Source organism: Stenotrophomonas sp. 1337 (genome assembly GCF_031455455.1).
Taxonomy (GTDB): Bacteria; Pseudomonadota; Gammaproteobacteria; order Xanthomonadales; family Xanthomonadaceae; genus Stenotrophomonas; species Stenotrophomonas indicatrix.
Genome location: NZ_JAVDSR010000002.1, coordinates 267,738 through 283,379, shown reverse-complemented (window position 1 = coordinate 283,379; position 15,642 = coordinate 267,738). Strand labels below are relative to the sequence as shown.

Sequence of the window (15,642 nt, the reverse complement as noted above, 5' to 3'; positions counted from 1 at the left end):
GGCTTGCCCATGCAACATCCCTGCATGACCTGCGGCGCCTGCTGCACCCAGTACCGCGTGGCCTTCCACTGGATGGAATCGGACGAGGTCACCCCCGGCGGCGTGCCGCACCAGCTCACCGAGGTGCTCGACCCGCACCGCCTGTGCATGCGCGGCACCCATTCCAAGCCGGTGCGCTGCGTGGCGCTGGACGCGCAGATCGGCGTCTATTCCCGCTGCACGATCCACCCCAACCGCCCCAGCGTGTGCCGCGAGGTGGATGCATCGTGGGAATACGGCAAGGCCAGCCCGCAGTGCGACAAGGCCCGCATCGCCTATGGGCTGGATCCGCTGACCCTGGCCGACTGGCGCTGGCGTGACGGCGCGGACAACGACGACGACCACCCGGACGACAACGGCAACAGCCCCTCGCCACAGGCGCCGATTGCCGCGTGACGGGCGTGCCGACCAACGGTCGGCACCCACCCATCCCTTCCCCAGGCGTGCCGACCAACGGTCGGCACCCACCCGTTCACTCTCCCGGTGGGTGCCGACCGTTGGTCGGCACACTCTTCAGATCGGGTTCGCGTCCAGGAACGCCCGGATCTCCGGCACCAGCACTTCATGCTTGTCTTCCAGCACGTAGTGGCCGGCATCCTCGAAGGCATGCACCTGCGCCTTCGGCAACGCCGCCTGGAAGCCCTTCAGGAAGTGGTGGTCGAACACGAAATCACGCAGGCCCCAGCCGAGGAAGGCCGGACGATCGGCGAACGACGGCAGCGCCTTGCCGGCGCGCTCCAGCAGTGACCACGCCTTGTCGGCCGGCGACAGCGGAATGTCCTGCATGAAGCGGATGGTGCTGATGCGGTTGGCGTAGCTGTTGTACGGCGACACGTAGGCGCGGCGCACATCGGCGGGCATCTTCCGCTCCACGCCCAGCCACGAGGCACCGGAGGAGAACGCATTGAAGGTGCGGATGATCCACTCGCCGATCTTCCAGTGCCGGCCCAGCGCGATCTGCCACGGCATCTTCTTGGCCGCCGGCATCGGGAACGCGGCGGTGTTGAGCACCACCAAGCGCTTGACCTGGTCGTGGTGCGACAGCGCCCAGCCGAAACCGATCATGCCGCCCCAGTCGTGCACGGCCAGCGTCACCGGGCCGGTGATGCCCAGATGCTTCAGCAGCGCATCCAGATCATCCACCCGCGACTGCAGCGTGTACTCGTAGCGGCTGTCGTCAGGCTTGTCCGACAGGCCCATGCCGATATGGTCCGGCACGATGCAGCGGTACCTGTCCGACAGGCCGGCCACCAGCGTGCGCCAGTAATAGCTCCACGACGGGTTGCCGTGCACCATCACCACCACTTCGCCATCGCGCGGGCCTTCGTCGAGATAGTTCATCGACAGGCCGGGGCGGACCTCGAAACGCTGCGGGTGGGCGGGGTAACCGGGAAGCTGGGACATCGGATCGCACCTGTAGAAAGGGCCGGTAGAACCGGCCCTTGGACACTTGGAAAACTCATCGCTGTCCGTCGCGAGCGATTGGCTGGCAGGTGCGGACGGCGCGCAGCAGGTCAGCGGTGACTTTTTTACCAGACCACTTCGGCCATCGAGCAGTTCAGGCCCGAGCCGATGCCCAGAAGTGCGATGCGGTCGCCCTTCTTCAGCTTGCCCAGCTGCTTGAGCTTGCTCAGCACGATCGGCACCGAGGCCGGACCGATGTTGCCGTGCTCGCCGAAGATGGTCATGACCTTCTTCGGGTCGATGCCGAAATTCTTGATGAACGCCGCGGTGTGCGGCTGGCTGACCTGGTGGATGACGAACTGGTCCAGCTCTTCCACGGCCCAGCCCAGTGCGATCTTGGCGGCGGTGAAGGTCTTCTGGGCCAGCTTGATGCCCTCGATCAGCAGCATGCGGGTGTCGGTGACCATGCGGTCCAGGTTGCCCAGGCACAGCTGGTTCCACTCGGTGGCCGAGCGGGTCACGCCACCCTTGTAGCGCGGCGCGTCGGGCACCAGCTCCGAACGGGCCATCACCATCGCGGCTGCACCGGAACCGGTGGTCAGCGCCGCCAGCTCGTTGCGGAAGTCGTCAGCGGTGACGTCCGGCGCGGTCATCCGCTCCAGGGTCTTTTCGTACACCAGGTTGGCGGTCTCGCCATCGACCACCAGCGCATAGTCGATCTCACCGCGCTCAAGCATGCGCGCAGCGATGTCCATGCCGTTGATGAAGGCCAGGCAGGCATTGGCGACGTCGAAGGTCATGCACTCGTCGCTGACACCGAGGTTGCCGGACACGATGGAAGCGGTGGACGGCTCCAGGTAGTCACGGCTGACCGAGGTGTTGATCAACAGGCCCACCTGCGTCGCATCGATGCCTGCGTCTTCCAGCGCCTTGCGGCCAGCCATGGTGGCCGCATCGGACGCCAGGACACCGTTGTCCCACAGGCGGCGCGCGTGGATGCCGGCGATGTCGCCGAGGACGTCGGTACGGATACCAAGGCGATCCAGCGTCGGCTGCAGGCGTTCGTTGATTTCCTTGGTCGTCAGCGTGTGCGGCGCATCAACGTGAGCCAGGCCGGCAATCGAGACATTCTTGAAGAGCATCGAGGTTAGCGCCAAGGCTCAGGCAAAGGGGGCGCTATTCTATAACCCCCCGGGCCTTCACCGCATCTTTACGAATTCAGCCTTGGCCGTATGGTGAAGGATTCAGCGCGGCGGGCACTGGAAGGCGGCGAAGCGCTGGCTGCCATCGGCAGGGGCCGCAGCGGCCTGCACGGCGTTGGCGCCGGTGGTCGGGGCCTCGTTGCGGGCCAGGGTTTCCAGCTCTTCCTGCACCCGCAGCGGGTTGCGGTTGTAGAAGCCGACCTTGCTCTTCACGGTCACCACTACTTCGCCCTTGGAGATGCAGCCGGCCGGTACCGGGCCTGCCGGCAGCACGCGGGTCGCCTTGCCGGCCGGTTCGATCGGCACCCAGGTGCAGGCGGTGACGGTGAGCAACAGGGACGACAGCAGCAGAACGCGCATGGGCAGGATCCTGGAAGGGAATGTCAGGAGTGTGCCTGAACCGTCTGAATCAGGGATAGCCGGAGAGGGCTGCGGTAGCGCCGGGCCATGCCCGGCGGTTCTTCGAAGGCGTCCAGATGCCGCGCTGCGCGCTCACCGGGCACGGCCCGGCACTACCCGCAGGTGCCTGCCCGCCGGAGCGGGCAGGCACATCCCTTACTTCTTGACCGGGTTGCCTTCGGCGTCGATCACGGTCACTTCGCCCAGGTTCAAGGCGCGCACGGCCGCTTCGGTCTGCTTGAGGTCACCCACCACCACCCAGGTCAGCGCCTGCGGCTTGATCTCCGCTGCCGCCTGCTGCACCTGTGCCGGGGTCATCGCTTCGATCTCGGCCTTGCGGCGCAGCACGTAGTCGTCCGGACGCTTGAACTGCACGATCGTGCCGATGGTCGAGGCCACCGCGCTGGCGGTCTCGTAGGCGCCGGGCAGGCTCAGCGTCTGGATGTTGCGGATGCGCGCCACTTCCGCGTCGGTCGCCGGCTTGCTGCCGTTGGCGAACTCGGCGATCTCCTTGCGCATTTCCGCCATGGCCGGGCCGGTCTTGTCGATCTGCACCGGTGCCATCGCCATCCACGGGCGCTGGCCCACGGTGTTGCTGGCGCTGGTGCGGGCACCGTAGGACCAGTGCTTGTCTTCGCGCAGGTTCATGTTCAGGCGCGAAGTGAAGTCACCACCGATCACGCCGTTGGCGATGTCGAAGCGGGTCGAGCTGGCATCGCTGGACGGCGGCACGACCTGGCCGGCGAACAGGTTGGCCTGCACCGCGCCCGGCTGGTCGATCAGGAACACGCGCGGGCTCTTCGGCAGCGCAACGGCGGTGGTGGCCTTGATCGTCGGCGCATCACCGGTGGCCCTCCAGTCGCCCAGCTGCTTGTCCAGCAGCGGCACGATCTCGGCCAGGGTGGTATCGCCCACCACGATCAGGGTGCCGTCCTGCGGGCGTAGCCAGTCGCGGTGGAAGTCGACCAGGTCCTCGCGGCCCAGGCTGCTGATCGCCACTTCGTCACCGCTGCCGGTGAACGGGATCGCGTACGGGTGGCCCTTGCCGTACAGCAGCGGCGGCAGCACGCGCATCGCTACCGCACCCGGGTTGACCTTCTCCTGCTGGATGCCGGCGATCCAGGTTGCCTTGACCCGGTCGATCTCGCTCTGCTCGAAGCGCGGCTCGCGCAGCAGGCTGGCATACAACGCCAGCGACGGCACCAGGTTCTCCTTCAGCGCGGACAGTTCCACATCCACCGAATCCAGGCCTGCGGACGCATCGAGATCCGCACCCAGCGCATCGGCTGCATCGGCGAAGGCCAGCGAGCCGAGCTTGCCGGCGCCTTCGGTCATCAGGCTCATGGTGAAGTTGGCGGTGCCCGGCTTGCGGCCCTGGTCGGCGGTGAAGCCACCCGGGAACTGGTAGCTGAACTGCACCACCGGAATCTCGTGGCGCTCGGCCAGCACCACCTGGGTGCCGTTCTTCAGCGTGGCGCGCTGCAGGGCCGGGAACTTCAGCTGCGGGAATTCGCGGGTCTGCGGCACGCCGGCCTTGCGGTCCACCTGCTCGGGCAGGGTGCTGTACCTGCTGTCGACCGCCGGCACGTTGAACGGCTTCGGCGCCTGCGAGGGGTCTTCCTTCAGCGCCACGCGTTCACCCGGCTCGACCACCAGGGTGTGGCTGCCCTTGTCCAGCCACTGCGCGCCCAAGCGCTTGAGGTCGGCAGCGGTGGCCTTGTCGATGTTGGCCAGCGAGGTGCGGAAGCAGCCCGGGTCGCCGGTGTAGACCGTGCACTCGGCCAGCGCATCGGCCTTGCCACCGAAGCCGCCGATGCGCTCGATGCCACGGATGAACGCCGCGCGCGAGCCGGTCTTGGCGCGTGCCAGTTCTTCGGCGGTCGGGCCCTCCTTGAGCAGGCGCTCGATTTCCTCATCGATGATCTTTTCGACCTTGGCCGGATCCTGGCCCTGCTTCACCGTGGCCATCACCATGAAGTTGGAACCCAGCTGCGAGGCGTAAGCGCCGGCGCTGATGTTGTCCACCAGCTTGTCCTGGTGCTGCAGGCGCTGGCTCAGGCGCGAGGACTTGGCGCCGCCGAGCACATAGGCCAGCAGCTGCAGCTGGTCGACGTCGGTGGTGCCGACCTGCGCCACGTTCCAGGCGCGGTAGATGCGTGCCTGCGGCACCTTGTCGGTCATCACCTCGCGGGTGTCGGCCGGCCGCTTGGCCACGTCCACTTTCGGCTGCGCCATGGTCGGGCCGGCCGGGATGCTGCCGAAGTACTTGGCGGCCTTTTCCTTGGCGGTGGCCAGGTCGATGTCACCGGCCAGCACCAGTACCGCGTTGTTCGGGCCGTACCAGGTGCGGAACCAGGTCTTGACGTCGTCCAGCGAGGCGGCGTTGAGATCGTTCATCGAGCCGATCACGCTGTGGTGGTACGGGTGGCCCACCGGATACAGCGCGCGGTTGAGCTGTTCCCACACCTGGCCATAGGGCTGGTTCTCGCCCTGGCGCTTCTCGTTCTGCACCACGCCACGCTGTTCGTCGAGCGCAGCCTGGTCGATCGCGCCCACCAGATGGCCCATGCGGTCCGATTCCATCCACAGCGCCATGTCCAGCGCGGTGGTCGGCACGTTCTCGAAATAGTTGGTGCGGTCGGTATTGGTGGTGCCGTTCTGGCCGGTCGCACCCACCTGCTTGAAGGGTTCGAAGTACTCGCCGTCGTGGTTCTCGCTGCTCTGGAACATCAGGTGTTCAAACAGATGCGCGAAGCCGGTGCGACCGGCGGGCTCGTCCTTGCTGCCGACGTGGTACCAGATGTTGACCGCAACGATCGGTGCCTTGCGATCGGTATGCACCACCACGCGCAGGCCGTTGGGCAGGGTGAACTGCTCGAACGGGATATCGACCTTGCTGGTCGCGGCCGGCTTGGCCGCCAGCGCGTAGGTCGGCGCGAGCGTGCCGAGGGCAGTACTGAGAGCAACAGCGAGCAGCGCGGCGCGCGGGCGCAGGGTGAGCGACATATCCGGGTCCTTGGTCACGAAGGTGAATCCCGATCCTAGCGCGGGCGTGCGGCCACCGGTATCGGCCACCAGTCACTGGGGGTGATCGGCCCCATCGGCCTTCGTGATTGGCCGTTCGCGGGTCACGAACGGCGGTGATTCACGTCCGGACAGTGTCCGCAGCCACCCGAATGGACAGGTGTCCGCCCTGCGGACACTTTCGGCGAGCCATAAAACCCTTATGAATCAACGACTAAAAGTTGGCACGGGGATTGCTTTGTACTTCCTGCGCCAGGAAGGGCTTCAGACGAAAGCTGACTGAAGACTGAACAAAAGCAGGAAATCGAAAATTCCGCTTGCATCCCCAGAACTGGTGTTCTACCTTACTACCACACCACTGCTCACCAACACTAAACAGGCCCCGTCATGAACGCCAAGACCATTGCCATCGCCATCGCCCTGATCGCCGGCACCGCGGTTGTTTCGTCGGTGCAGGCCTCCGAATCCATCAAGACCCTGTCCACCGTGCAGGTCCGCCCGGCCGCCGACCAGCTGGTCCAGCAGGCCTGGGAACAGGCCAGCGGCATCCCGACCCTGGCCACTGTCGAAGTGCGCCCCAGCGTCGACCAGCTGGCCGAGCGCGACGGCTTCATCGCCAGCCCGGTCGCCGCCGCGCTGCCGATCACCACCCTGGCCTCGGTTGAAGTGCGCCCGAGCCTGGAGCAGCGTGTCGCCCTGGCTGCCGAGCAGGAAGCCCAGCGCTACGCCGCCACCCTGGCAGCGGCCGCCACCAGCGTCGCCAACCAGGTGATCGTCAACCTGCCGGCCCTGCAGGTGCGTCCGAGCGCCGCCCAGCTGCAGGCCTTCGCTGCCGAAACCGCCCAGGTCCTGCTGCGCCCGTAAGCGACGTCCGCCCTGCCCCGCGCGGGGCGTGCGTCGTAAAGGCGGCCGCCGTCGCAGGTACACTGCGCCGATGAATGCCGCGCCCCAGTTCCACGTGATCCTGTTCCAACCGGAAATCCCGCCCAACACCGGCAATGTGATCCGGCTCTGCGCCAACACCGGCGCGCAGCTGCACCTGGTCGAGCCGCTCGGCTTCGCACTGGAAGACAAGCAGCTCAAGCGCGCCGGCCTGGACTACCACGAGTACTCGCGCCTGCAGGTGCATCCGGACCTGGACACTGCGCTGGCGCGGATCGCACCGAAGCGGTTGTTCGCCCTGAGTACGCGTGCCAGCGTCCGCTATGACAGCGTGGCGTTCGACGACGGTGATGCCTTCCTGTTCGGCCCGGAAAGTCGTGGCCTGCCGCAGGACGTGCTTGATGCCCTGCCCGATGGTCGCCGGCTGCGCCTGCCGATGCGGCCGGACAACCGTAGCCTCAACCTGTCCAACACCGTTGCGGTGGTGATGTACGAGGCGTGGCGCCAGCATGGGTTTGCCGGCGGGGCGTAACGCCACGCGTCTCTCTTCCGCCTAATTGCTGTGGCGGGCGCATGCGTTCATGGGCGTTACTTTTCTTTCCGCGCGGAAAGAAAAGTAACCAAAAGAAACGCGCCGCCATCCGCGAGCCGGTGCTGCGCACCGGTACCCTGCGCTCCTCGGCCCGCCGGGGGACGGCGCGGAACTCGCTGCGCTCAGACACCCGCGCCTCTCCGCCCCCGCCGGACCTGCGGTGCTCGGCTCGCTTCAAGGCGGACCCAACAGCCGCGCAGTAGATCCACGCCATGCGTGGATGTCTTCCGCCTGGATCAATCAGTTGCGGGCGCCATGGCGTTACCTGGAACGCGTGCGATTGCCCACAGAAGAAAACTCCAGACCATCAATATCAGCATGCGTGCCGCACAATGCCAAACCCGTTGCCGTCGGGTCGATCCCGCCGGATGAGACTCTCAGCGCACCTGCATGTTGCTCGATAGCCACTGTGCCTAGTTCGGACTGATGAATCAGCTTTCCGCCCTCTGGCTTCATGTGCAGCACAAAGGAGCAGACGTGCTGCATCGCCTGGGTACTGTGCAGCTCAACCCTGTAGCCCAGTGATTCTTCGACAATCGACAGGCTGTCCCTGAATCCATCGCGGCAACTACGCCCGCTGCCCGGTTCGGTACACAGATCGCTCGCCTGCGAATAGCTGCCTGCCCATGCCCCATCATCCCTGTTGCCTCCCCGCGCCATCTGCAGCACGGAGGCTTGGAAGAGCAGCGGGAGGCACAGCAGCCTTACAGAGGGATTGTTCTTCATTCAGCTTGCATCTCCGGATAGGCGTCCTTTGCCGCCCACCCTACTCGGCAACGCCGGCCAGCGGCCGGCACTACCGGTGCACTCAGAACGCGTTGATGCCGGTCAGCTCGCGGCCGATCACCAGCTGGTGCACGGTCTCGGTGCCTTCATAGGTGATCACCGATTCCAGGTTCAGCGCATGGCGGATCGCCACGTGCTCGGTGGTGATGCCGGCGCCGCCCAGCAGGTCGCGGCATTCGCGGGCGATGTCGATCGCCATGCGGCAGTTGTTCCACTTGGCCAGGCTGACCTGCTGCGGTTGCACCTGCCCGGCTTCCTTCAGGCGGCCCAGCTGCAACGCCAGCAGCTGCGCCATGGTGATGCGCCGGGCCATGTCGGCCAGCTTGATCTGCGCGCTCTGCGTGGCCGCCAGCGGACGGCCGAACAGCACGCGCTCCTTGGCATACCCCAGCGCTTCATCCAGGCAGGCGATGGCCGAGCCGATCGGGCCCCAGCTGATGCCGAAACGCGCCTGGGTCAGGCAGCCCAGCGGCCCCTTCAGCCCCTTCACGTTCGGCAGGCGGTGGCTGTCGGGCACGCGTACGTCGTCGAAGAACAGCGCGCCGGTCAGCGACGCGCGCAGGCTCATCTTGTGCTTGATTTCCTGGGTGGTGAAGCCGGGCATGCCCTTCTCCAGCACGAAGCCCTGGATGCCGTCTTCGGTCTGTGCCCAGACGATGGCCAGGTCGGCCACCGGCCCGCTGGTGATCCATATCTTGCTGCCGTTGATGCGCCAGTCGCTGCCATCGCGCACCGCGCGGGTCTTCATGCTGGCCGGGTCGGAACCACCATGTGCCTCGGTCAGGCCGAAGCAGCCGATCAATTCGCCGCACGCCATCGCCGGCAACCATTGCCGGCGCTGTTCTTCGCTGCCGTAAGCAAAGATCGGGTACATGCACAGCGAGCTCTGCACCGACACGAAGCTGCGCAGGCCCGAATCACCCCGCTCCAGCTCCTGACAGATCAGCCCGTAACTGACCGCGCCAAGGTCGCCGCCGCCGTACTCGGCCGGCAGCGTGGCGCCGAGCAGCCCAAGCGCGGCGATCTCCGGCACCAGTTCCGACGGGAACCGTGCCTGGTCGAAGGCATCACCGATGATCGGCAGCACGCGCTCGTTGGTGAAGCGGGCCACGCTCTCCTGTACCGCGCGCTCTTCCTCGCTGAGCAGGGAACGGACATCGAACAGGTCGTACGGATCCAAAGCCATGGCACTCACACGCAGTCGGGACTGCCGCCATTGTCGGCCATCCGGGCGGCGTTGGTGTGCGGGTAGAGGCCGACCTTGGTCGGCGCTGGTGTTTCCGCTCACGCCAACCAAGGTTGGCACCTGCCAGACCACGCGCATTACGCTGCATTGCAGCAATTGCGATGTGAACATCGGCGATCTAGCTCGATCACGCCCGTCCCGGTACCCTGACACATTCAAACAACCGTTTCGCCCGTGGCTGCACGCGCGATTCCCAGGCAACCGCCGGTGGCCCCGATGCCGGCACTACCCACGAGTCATGCAATCGATGAGTGCTGAAGCCAACGCCCTGCCCCCGCGTGAAGTCATGGAATTCGATGTGGTGATCGTCGGTGCCGGCCCGGCCGGCCTGGCCACCGCGATCCGCCTGCGCCAACGTGCGATCGACGCCGGCCGCGAACTGTCGGTATGCGTGCTGGAAAAGGGCTCCGAACCCGGCGCGCACGTGCTGTCCGGCGCGGTGATGGACCCGCGCGCGCTGACCGAACTGTTCCCGGACTGGGCCGAGCGCGGCGCACCGCTGAAGCAGAAGGTCACCCGCGACGAGTTCCTGTTCCTCAGCGAGACCGGCGCGCGCACCACCCCGCACGCGCTGTTGCCCGAGTGCTTCCACAACGAAGGCAACTACATCATCAGCCTGGGCGAAGTCACCCGCTGGCTGGCGCAGCAGGCCGAGGCGCTGGAAGTGGCGATCTTCCCCGGCTTCGCCGCCGCCGAAGTGCTGTACGGCGATGACGGCGCGGTGATCGGCGTGGCTACCGGCGACATGGGCATCGAAAAGGACGGCACGATCGGTCCGGCCTTCGAGCGCGGCATGGCCCTGCATGCGAAGTACACGGTGTTCGCCGAAGGCGCGCGCGGCCACCTCGGCCGCCAGCTGATCAGCCGTTTCAAGCTGGACGAAGGCAAGGATCCGCAGGCCTACGGCATCGGCATCAAGGAACTGTGGCAGATCGACCCGGCCAAGCATGAGCCGGGCCTGGTGGTGCACGCCGCCGGCTGGCCGCTGGATACCGACACCTACGGCGGTGCCTTCCTGTACCACGCCGACGGCGGCAAGGTCGCCATCGGCTACGTGGTCGGCCTGGACTACAAGAACCCCTGGCTGAGCCCGTTCGAGGAATTCCAGCGCTTCAAGACCCATCCGTCGATCCGCAGGCATCTGGAAGGCGGCACCCGCATCGGCTACGGCGCGCGTGCGATCACTGCGGGCGGCCTGATGTCGCTGCCCAAGACCGTGTTCCCGGGCGGCGCGCTGGTCGGCTGCGAAGCCGGCTACCTCAACGTCAGCCGCATCAAGGGCAGCCACGCTGCGATCAAGACCGGCATGCTGTGCGCCGATGCCGCCTTCGATGCGCTGGTGGCCGATCGCCAGCACGATGAGCTCAGCGCCTACCCGGCCGCCTTTGAAACCAGCTGGCTGCACGACGAACTGAAGCTGTCCAAGAACTTCAAGCAGTGGTTCAAGAAGGGCCAGACCGTGGCCACGCTGATGACCGGCATCGAGCAGTGGCTGCTGCCGAAGCTGGGCGTACGCAACCCGCCGTGGACCCTGCGCCACAGCATCCCGGACCACGCCTGCCTGGAGCCGGCATCCAAGCACACGCGCATTGCCTATCCCAAGCCCGATGGCGTGCTGACCTTCGACCGCCTCAGCTCGGTGTTCCTCAGCAGCACCAACCACGACGAGAACCAGCCCAGCCACCTGACGCTGAAGGATGCGAGCATCCCGGTGAAGGTGAACCTGGCCGAGTACGCCGGTCCGGAAGCGCGCTACTGCCCGGCGGGCGTGTACGAATTCGTCGGCGACGGCAACGATGCGCGGCTGCAGATCAACGCGCAGAACTGCGTGCACTGCAAGACCTGCGACATCAAGGATCCGACCCAGAACATCGTCTGGGTGACCCCGCAGGGCGGCGGCGGACCGAACTACTCCGGCATGTGACCGGCAATGGGGCTGCGACGGCCGGTCGCAGCCCCACGGCGCGTGCGCCCGTTATCCTGCTCGCCCATGCGTGCCCTTCGTCTGCTTCCCGCTGTTGCCACGATCCTGGTCGCCAGTGCGTGCCAGCGCCCGCCCGCTGCGCCCAGCACGCCCGAACAAGCGCGCCAGCAGGCGATGCAGCGCGCGTTCGAACTGTGCGCGGGCTGCCATACCGTCAATGCCGGCGGCATCCACCGCTTCGGTCCCAACCTGCATGGGGTGATCGGCCGCCGTGCGGGCAGCCTGCCCGACTACGGATACTCGCAGGGCATGCGCCGCGCCGACTTCGTCTGGAGTGCGCAGACCCTGGACGCCTTCCTGCAGTCGCCCACCCATCTGGTACCCGGCACGCGCATGTACAACGCCTTCCCGAGCGCCGAGCGTCGCGCGCTGGTGATCGCTTACCTGCAGGAGCACGCGGCTCAGTGAGCCAGGCGCTGCAGCTGGTGCTGCAGATGCGCCACGAACTGCCCGGCGTCGGCAACCGCCGATGCGACCTCTGCATCGCCCGCGGCCTGCAACCGTTCCACCAGCGCGTTGGCGCGATCGGCCAGGCCGCGTGCACCCACCGCCCCCAGCGCACCGGCCTGCCGATGCAGGTGCAGCGCGGCCGTCACCCGATCGCCTTCGTGCAGCGCGCGCTGCAGGGCCGCGATGTCCTCGTTGCTGGCCTTGACCAGGCTGTCGTGCAGCTGCCGGGCGATCTCGCGCGAACCGAAGCGCCGTTGCAGGGTCGCCAGGTCGGGTAGCCCCTCGTCGCCCTCGGGCTCATCGTCGCTGTCCACCGCGGCCTGGTCATCTTCAGCACCCTCGGCGCGCGGCAACCAGCGCAGCAGTGCCTGCCGCAGCGTCGCCAGCGACAACGGCTTGGCCAGCACGTCGTCCATGCCGGCTTCGCGGCAGCGGCGTGCGTCATCGTCAAGCACGCTGGCGGTCAGCGCCAGCACCGGCATGCGCGGCTGGCCGTTGCGCCCCTCGCGCTCGCGCAGCAGGCGGGTGAAACCAAATCCATCCAGCACCGGCATGCGGCAGTCGGTGATGACCAGATCGAAGGATTCCTCCGCCAGCCGGTCCAATGCCTGCTGCCCGTCATCAACCAGCACATGCGGCACGCCCAGCTGCTGCAGGCGCCAGGCCATCATCGCCTGGTTGGTGGGATGGTCTTCAATGATCATCACCCGTGCCTGGCGCAGATCTGGCGGCAGCAGGGCGATCTGCTGGTGCTCGGCCTGCAGCGCGATCACATCCTCGCTGCGCGCTTCCACCAGCGACAGCAGCACGTCAACCCGCGTTCCTTCGCCCAGCGTGCTTTCCAGCTTCAGTTCGCCGTCCATCTTCTGCACCAGGCGCCGGCAGATGCTCAGGCCCAGCCCGGTGCCCCCATGGTCGCGCTGGATGTACGCGCCGGCCTGGGTGAAGGGTTCAAACAGGGTCGGCAGCTGCTCCGGCGCGATGCCGATGCCGGTGTCGGTGACGCTCAGGCGCAGCGGCTGGCTGCCATCCTCGGCAGTAGGCCCCAACACTTCCAGCTGCAGCCGCACCGAGCCCTTCACGGTGAACTTGATGGCATTGCTGAGCAGGTTGAACACGATCTGGCGAAGGCGCACGCCGTCCACCTCATGGGCCTGTGCCAGCTGTTCGTCGATGTCCAGCTGCAGGTCCAGGCCACGCGCCGTGGCCTGCGGCAACAACAGTCGATGCACCCCCTCCAGCAGTGGCCGCACCGGCAGCGGCACCGGCTCCAGGCGCAGCGCGCCCGCTTCCATCCGCGAATAGTCGAGGATGTCGTCCAGGATCTGCCGCAGCATCTGCGCCGAGTCTTCGATCACGCCGAGGATGCGTTGCTGTTCGGCGTCCAGCGGCGAATGCGCCAGCACTTCCAGCATGCCCAGCACACCGCTCATCGGTGTGCGGATTTCATGGCTCATAGTGGCCAGGAAGCGCGATTTGGCTGCCGCAGCCTGCTCGGCTTCGACCTTCGCCGCGGCCAGCGCGTCGGCCTGCGCGCGCGCCTGGCTCACGTCCACCCAGTAACCACTCCAGGTCACCGCACCCGCTTCGGTTGAATACGGGTGCGCCTGGCTGCGCACCCAGCAGGGCGCGCTTCCGTCGCGGTGGATACGGAACTCGAAGGACAGCGGGGCGAAATTGCGCGCCGCCAGCTCCATCGCACGCAGCACCTTTTCGCGGTCGTCGGCATCGATGCATGCCAGCAGCGCCTGCCCGTCCGACTCCGCCTGCTGCCGGCTGATGCCGAACATCGACTGCACATCGCCGGCAATGAAAGGGAAGCTCAGGGTGCCGTCTGCTTCGCGGCGGGCCTGGTAGACGATGGCAGGCAGGTTGTCGGTCACCTCGGCCAGGCGCTGTTCCAGCTCGCGACGGCCAGCCACTTCGCGGCGCAACCGCCAGTGCCCCAGCCCATGCATTGCCACAGCAGTGGTCAGCACCAGCAGCAGGGGAAGGCCCCAGCGCAGCAGGGTGCGCCAGTCCACTCCATCGCGGTATTCCACCGACAACCAATCGCCGCGCAGGGCCTCGCGCCGGCGCGGCCCCATCTGCAGCAGCAGGCGGTCGAAGGTGGTGGCCAATGCCGCATGGCGACGCTCCACCGCCAGCGCCAGCTGGTCGTTGAACCCGGCTGGCGCGGCCAGTTGCAGGCGGCCCGGGAAGCGGTTGCGCAGCAGCTGGTCGACCAGCGCCAGGTTGCCCACGTAGGCATCAGCCTCGCCATCTGCCAGGCGTTGCAGGGCCTGCTCGGCGCTGCGCGCGGCGACGATCCTCACCGACGGTGCCTGATGCTGCACGTAGCCACGGATGCGCTCGGGATCGGACAACAGCACGCGCTTGCCGTCCAGGTCCGACAAACCCAGCATCGACGGACTGTCAGTGCGGGTGACAATCACATTGGGAACGGTGATGAAGGGCTGGCTGAACACCCATTCCGGCCCGAGATAGTTCGAATCGGCAGGAATGCCGATCACCGCCTGCAGTTCCCCGCGGCGCGCCTTCTCGCGCACCTCGTACCAGTCATGGCTGTTTTCGACCTGTAGATTGGCGCCGGCCTGCAGCAGGCGCTGCAGGTATTCGTTGGTAAGGCCACTGGGCTTGCCATTCCTGTCGGCGAACGACAGCGGCGCGGCGTTGGGCGCAAAGCCGATCTTCAAGGGTTGCTGCAGCACGCGTTTCTCGGCCTGGCTCAATGCCAGCTGCGCCGACGCCGACCACTGCGGCGGTGGCAGCCAGCGCTGCGCGAGGGCGTCACGCTGCGCTTCGCTGACGGCGGCAAGCGCCAGGTCCAGTGCTTCGGACAACGGCTGTTTGCTGTTGGGCACACCGAAATGCAACTGCTCCGGGGGCAGATCGCTGGGCCGCAGCAACGCCACACCCTTCAACCCGTTGGCGGCGATCAGTTCCGTCGCCACGTAGGCATTGCCGATGAAAATGTCGGCTTTGTCGTCTCTGACCATACGCAAGGCCGTCAGCGTGTTGTCTGCGACAAGTTGTCGTGCCCTTGGGAACCGCGCACGCACCTGCGGTCCGGTCATGAAGTCCTGCTCGACCACAACGCGCAGGCCATCCAGATCAGGTGCCTCCGAAGCACGCAGGTCCTGAGGACGTCCGACCATGGCCAGCGGTGCTTCGGCATAGGCGGCGGTATAGACCATGCAACGGGTACGCTCGGCGCTGAGCGCGATGTTCATCACCACGTCGATTTCGCCACGACATGCCGCATCCAGCACGGAAGGCCAGTCCGCAAAACGGCGCGTCTCCACCTTCAGGCCAAGCTGCCGGGCTGAAAGCGTCAGGTAGTCCGGGCCCAGGCCCACCTGCTTCCCGTCCTGGATCGACTCAAAAGGAGGCCAGCCACTGTCATACTGTCCAACAACGACAACAGGATGTGCGGCCAGGTACTCGCGCTGCAGGGGGCTGAGCGGCAACGGCCCCGGCGTGGACGCAGGCTGGGCCAGCGCCGGCAGCGCCAGCAGGGTCGTCAACAGGATCAGTCCACGAGCCGCCCAGCTGCGCATCTGCAACGATCTCCTGGAAGTCCTGCCAGGGACCGCGACGGTCGCGGTCCGGCGTGCCGGTGGCCATACTAGAG

Annotated in this window: 12 protein-coding genes; 5 read left to right on the top strand and 7 right to left on the bottom strand. The window is 66.7% G+C overall.

What is annotated here, in order from left to right:
- Positions 1-9: 9 nt before the first annotated feature.
- Complete coding sequence (locus J2X70_RS05185) at positions 10-435, top strand: YkgJ family cysteine cluster protein (RefSeq protein ID WP_025875849.1); 426 nt, start codon at positions 10-12, stop codon at positions 433-435.
- A 117-nt stretch (positions 436-552) separates the two neighbouring features.
- Here the strand turns inward: J2X70_RS05185 and J2X70_RS05180 are convergent, their stop codons facing one another.
- From J2X70_RS05180 to J2X70_RS05165, 4 genes are all read right to left on the bottom strand, one after another.
- The gene (locus J2X70_RS05180) at positions 553-1,443 is read right to left on the bottom strand and encodes an alpha/beta fold hydrolase (protein ID WP_033832736.1); all 891 of its coding nucleotides are present in this window, start codon (positions 1,441-1,443) and stop codon (positions 553-555) included.
- A gap of 125 nt (positions 1,444-1,568) precedes the next feature.
- Complete coding sequence (locus tag J2X70_RS05175; protein ID WP_025875853.1) at positions 1,569-2,585, bottom strand: 3-oxoacyl-ACP synthase III; 1,017 nt, start codon at positions 2,583-2,585, stop codon at positions 1,569-1,571.
- A gap of 102 nt (positions 2,586-2,687) precedes the next feature.
- A complete protein-coding gene (locus J2X70_RS05170; protein ID WP_025875855.1) occupies positions 2,688-3,005 on the bottom strand; it encodes a DUF4156 domain-containing protein in 318 nt (105 codons plus the stop codon).
- Between the two features lie 195 nt (positions 3,006-3,200).
- The gene (locus tag J2X70_RS05165) at positions 3,201-6,050 is read right to left on the bottom strand and encodes a pitrilysin family protein (protein ID WP_301865183.1); all 2,850 of its coding nucleotides are present in this window, start codon (positions 6,048-6,050) and stop codon (positions 3,201-3,203) included.
- A 405-nt stretch (positions 6,051-6,455) separates the two neighbouring features.
- On the opposite strand from J2X70_RS05165, the gene J2X70_RS05160 reads away from it, so the two are divergent.
- The gene (locus J2X70_RS05160; RefSeq protein WP_025875859.1) at positions 6,456-6,932 is read left to right on the top strand and encodes a hypothetical protein; all 477 of its coding nucleotides are present in this window, start codon (positions 6,456-6,458) and stop codon (positions 6,930-6,932) included.
- Positions 6,933-7,002: 70 nt separating this feature from the next.
- Entirely contained in the window at positions 7,003-7,482 is a 480-nt protein-coding gene (locus J2X70_RS05155; RefSeq protein WP_032978095.1) for a tRNA (cytidine(34)-2'-O)-methyltransferase, read from the top strand.
- A gap of 321 nt (positions 7,483-7,803) precedes the next feature.
- On the opposite strand, the gene J2X70_RS05150 is transcribed toward J2X70_RS05155, so the two are convergent.
- A complete protein-coding gene (locus J2X70_RS05150) occupies positions 7,804-8,268 on the bottom strand; it encodes a hypothetical protein (RefSeq protein ID WP_309909281.1) in 465 nt (154 codons plus the stop codon).
- Between the two features lie 82 nt (positions 8,269-8,350).
- Positions 8,351-9,514, bottom strand: coding sequence for an acyl-CoA dehydrogenase family protein (locus tag J2X70_RS05145; RefSeq protein ID WP_309909280.1), 1,164 nt, complete (start codon positions 9,512-9,514; stop codon positions 8,351-8,353).
- Between the two features lie 307 nt (positions 9,515-9,821).
- Here J2X70_RS05145 and J2X70_RS05140 point away from each other — a divergent pair, with 307 nt between their 5' ends.
- Together J2X70_RS05140 and J2X70_RS05135 are read left to right on the top strand one after the other, a co-directional pair.
- Positions 9,822-11,498, top strand: coding sequence for an electron transfer flavoprotein-ubiquinone oxidoreductase (locus J2X70_RS05140; RefSeq protein WP_309909278.1), 1,677 nt, complete (start codon positions 9,822-9,824; stop codon positions 11,496-11,498).
- A 66-nt stretch (positions 11,499-11,564) separates the two neighbouring features.
- The gene (locus J2X70_RS05135; RefSeq protein ID WP_309909276.1) at positions 11,565-11,966 is read left to right on the top strand and encodes a c-type cytochrome; all 402 of its coding nucleotides are present in this window, start codon (positions 11,565-11,567) and stop codon (positions 11,964-11,966) included.
- Here the strand turns inward: J2X70_RS05135 and J2X70_RS05130 are convergent.
- The gene (locus J2X70_RS05130; protein WP_309909274.1) at positions 11,960-15,568 is read right to left on the bottom strand and encodes a transporter substrate-binding domain-containing protein; all 3,609 of its coding nucleotides are present in this window, start codon (positions 15,566-15,568) and stop codon (positions 11,960-11,962) included. The two genes, J2X70_RS05135 and J2X70_RS05130, sit on opposite strands and share 7 nt — an antisense overlap.
- Positions 15,569-15,642 lie beyond the last annotated feature (74 nt).

Bases quoted from the DNA above. Each gene is read 5' to 3' on its own strand.
- J2X70_RS05185 (WP_025875849.1), top strand. From the start codon at position 10: ATGCAACATCCCTGCATGACCTGCGGCGCCTGCTGCACCCAGTACCGC.
- J2X70_RS05180 (WP_033832736.1), bottom strand. From the start codon at position 1,443: ATGTCCCAGCTTCCCGGTTACCCCGCCCACCCGCAGCGTTTCGAGGTC.
- J2X70_RS05145 (WP_309909280.1), bottom strand. From the start codon at position 9,514: ATGGCTTTGGATCCGTACGACCTGTTCGATGTCCGTTCCCTGCTCAGC.
- J2X70_RS05170 (WP_025875855.1), bottom strand. From the start codon at position 3,005: ATGCGCGTTCTGCTGCTGTCGTCCCTGTTGCTCACCGTCACCGCCTGC.
- J2X70_RS05160 (WP_025875859.1), top strand. From the start codon at position 6,456: ATGAACGCCAAGACCATTGCCATCGCCATCGCCCTGATCGCCGGCACC.
- J2X70_RS05135 (WP_309909276.1), top strand. From the start codon at position 11,565: ATGCGTGCCCTTCGTCTGCTTCCCGCTGTTGCCACGATCCTGGTCGCC.
- J2X70_RS05155 (WP_032978095.1), top strand. From the start codon at position 7,003: ATGAATGCCGCGCCCCAGTTCCACGTGATCCTGTTCCAACCGGAAATC.
- J2X70_RS05150 (WP_309909281.1), bottom strand. From the start codon at position 8,268: ATGAAGAACAATCCCTCTGTAAGGCTGCTGTGCCTCCCGCTGCTCTTC.
- J2X70_RS05165 (WP_301865183.1), bottom strand. From the start codon at position 6,050: ATGTCGCTCACCCTGCGCCCGCGCGCCGCGCTGCTCGCTGTTGCTCTC.
- J2X70_RS05130 (WP_309909274.1), bottom strand. From the start codon at position 15,568: ATGCGCAGCTGGGCGGCTCGTGGACTGATCCTGTTGACGACCCTGCTG.
- J2X70_RS05175 (WP_025875853.1), bottom strand. From the start codon at position 2,585: ATGCTCTTCAAGAATGTCTCGATTGCCGGCCTGGCTCACGTTGATGCG.
- J2X70_RS05140 (WP_309909278.1), top strand. From the start codon at position 9,822: ATGAGTGCTGAAGCCAACGCCCTGCCCCCGCGTGAAGTCATGGAATTC.